Source organism: Hydrogenivirga sp. 128-5-R1-1, from assembly GCF_000171895.1.
This window is the reverse complement of record NZ_ABHJ01000156.1, coordinates 1-2,202: the sequence shown is the minus strand read 5'-3', so window position 1 is coordinate 2,202 and position 2,202 is coordinate 1. Positions and strand designations below refer to the sequence as shown.

General features: G+C 33.5%; 2 protein-coding genes. Both read left to right on the top strand.

Annotated features, from left to right (window positions below; genetic code table 11):
- Positions 1–89: 89 nt before the first annotated feature.
- Complete coding sequence (locus tag HG1285_RS20360) at positions 90–797, top strand: VacB protein (ribonuclease II family) (protein WP_008288749.1); 708 nt, start codon at positions 90–92, stop codon at positions 795–797.
- Positions 797–2,188: a ribonuclease R gene (gene rnr / locus HG1285_RS20355; RefSeq protein WP_343122640.1), complete on the top strand. Its 1,392-nt coding sequence runs from the start codon at positions 797–799 to the stop codon at positions 2,186–2,188. The genes HG1285_RS20360 and rnr overlap by 1 nt, the downstream gene beginning before the upstream one ends.
- The last annotated feature ends 14 nt before the right edge of the window (positions 2,189–2,202 follow it).

The window sequence follows — 2,202 nt, the reverse complement described above, 5'->3', positions numbered from 1 at the left end:
TAAAGCTGGACAATGTTGATGGTTTATATTCTGACGTCAAATTTAAAGGATTATTTGGAGAAGTTGGAGTTTCATTTTAGGGAGAATGAATGGACATAACAGAAAAAGAAATTTTAGAGTTTTTAAAAAGCAGAAAAAAACCTATATATTTTAAAACTTTATGTAGAAAGTTAGGTATTCAAAAAGGAGAGAAGAAAGCTCTAAAAAAGCTTTTAAAAAAACTTGAAAAAAACAAATTAATAAAATATGAGAAAGGAAAATATTTTCTCAGGAAAGAGGAAAAAGAAGAAAACCTTATAAAAGGAACAGTTGAAGCCCATCCAAGTGGATATGGATTTTTAATAATAGGAGAGGAGGTTGAAGACCTTTTTATACCTCCTCCTGAAATGAGATACCTTTTTGATGGGGATATCGTTCTTGTAAAACCCATAAGAAGAAAGAAAAAAGAAGAAGCAAAAGTTATTAAAGTTTTAGAAAGGGCTGTAAAAGAAGCAGTAGGTGTACTGAAAAAAGATAAAAATGGATACTATGTTTTACTTTCAGATACAGTAATCCCTCATAAAATATACGTTCCTAAAAAACAAACACAAAAAATACCAAAAGGTAGTTATGTTGTTGTAAAAATCCAGACCTATCCTGCTCCAAAGGTTTTGGCTAAAGGGAAAATAATTGAAGTACTTGGAAAGACAAAAAACACAAAAACTGTTGCAGAAATAATAGCCAGAAAATACAACCTTCCTTTAAAACATTCTCAAGAAGCTTTGAGAGAGGCAGAAAAGCTATCTGACAGGTCGTAATTTCTAAAAATAGAAAAGACGTTACAGAGCAGATATGCTTTACAATAGACCCTGAAAGTGCAAGGGATTTTGATGATGCAGTCGCAATAGAGAAAGAAGGGGAAAATTATCGGCTGTTTGTACATATTGCAGATGTGAGCCATTATGTTAAAGAAGGCTGTGCCATTGATAGAGAAGCTTTTGAAAGAGGAAATACCTATTACCTTCCTGAATATGCCCTTCATATGCTCCCAGAAAGGCTTTCAGCAAATCTTTGTAGTTTAAGACCAAACGAAAAAAAATATGCTTTTACCTGTGAAATGCTTATAAACCCAAAAGGAAAAGTAATAGATTACGATATTTACGAAAGTGTAATTATAAGCAAAGCAAGGCTCACATACGACCAGGCTCTTGGAATTATTTTTGGAGACCCTGACCTTGAGGAAAAATTTCCACATGTTGTAAAGCCTTTAAAACATATGGAAGAGCTTGCAAAAATTCTTATAAAAGAAAGAGAGAAAAGGGGAAGTATAGACTTTGACCTTCCTGAAAGCAAGATATTATTTACAGAAACAGGAGACCCTTATGACGTTGTCCCTTATGAAAGGCATTTTGCCCACAGGCTAATAGAAGAGTTCATGATTATTGCAAATATAACTGTTGCAAAGCATATGGAAAAAACAGGAGAGCCTTTTATATACAGAACCCATGAAGAGCCGGATATGGAAAAAGTAATAAAGTTTGTTGACCTTGTGGCAGGACTTGGCTTTAAAATAAATTATCCAAATGAAATTACACCAAAGTTTATCCAAAAAATACTGAAAAAAGCAGTTGGAACGCCTGAAGAGCAGCTCCTCAGATTTATGGCTTTAAGAACAATGAAACAGGCAAAATATACCGTTGAAAATATTGGGCATTTTGGGCTTGCCCTTGAAACTTATACACATTTCACATCTCCAATCAGAAGATATGCAGATTTAGTTGTCCATAGAATGCTTAAAAAATCCATAAAGAAAAAATTTACAAAAAAAGACCTTCAAGAACTTCCTGAAAAACTGAAAGAAGTTGCCCAGCAGTGCTCAAAAATGGAAAGGGTAGCAGATGATGCAGAAAGGGACGCTTTAGATATGCTGAAACTTAGAATTCTTTCAGGACACATAGGAGAAGAATTTGAGGGTGTGATAACAGGAGTTGTATCATTTGGATTATTTGTTGAACTTGAAAGATACATAATAGAAGGGTTAATTCCCATTTCCTCCTTAGAAGGATATTATATTTACGATGAGCAAAACCACAGGCTTATTAGAGAAGATAAGAAAAAGTCATTCAGACTTGGAGATAGAGTTAAAGTAAGAATTGAAAAAGTTGATGAAGACCTTAAAAAACTTGACTTATCTTTAGTGGAAAGTTAGCATGCGATTATATA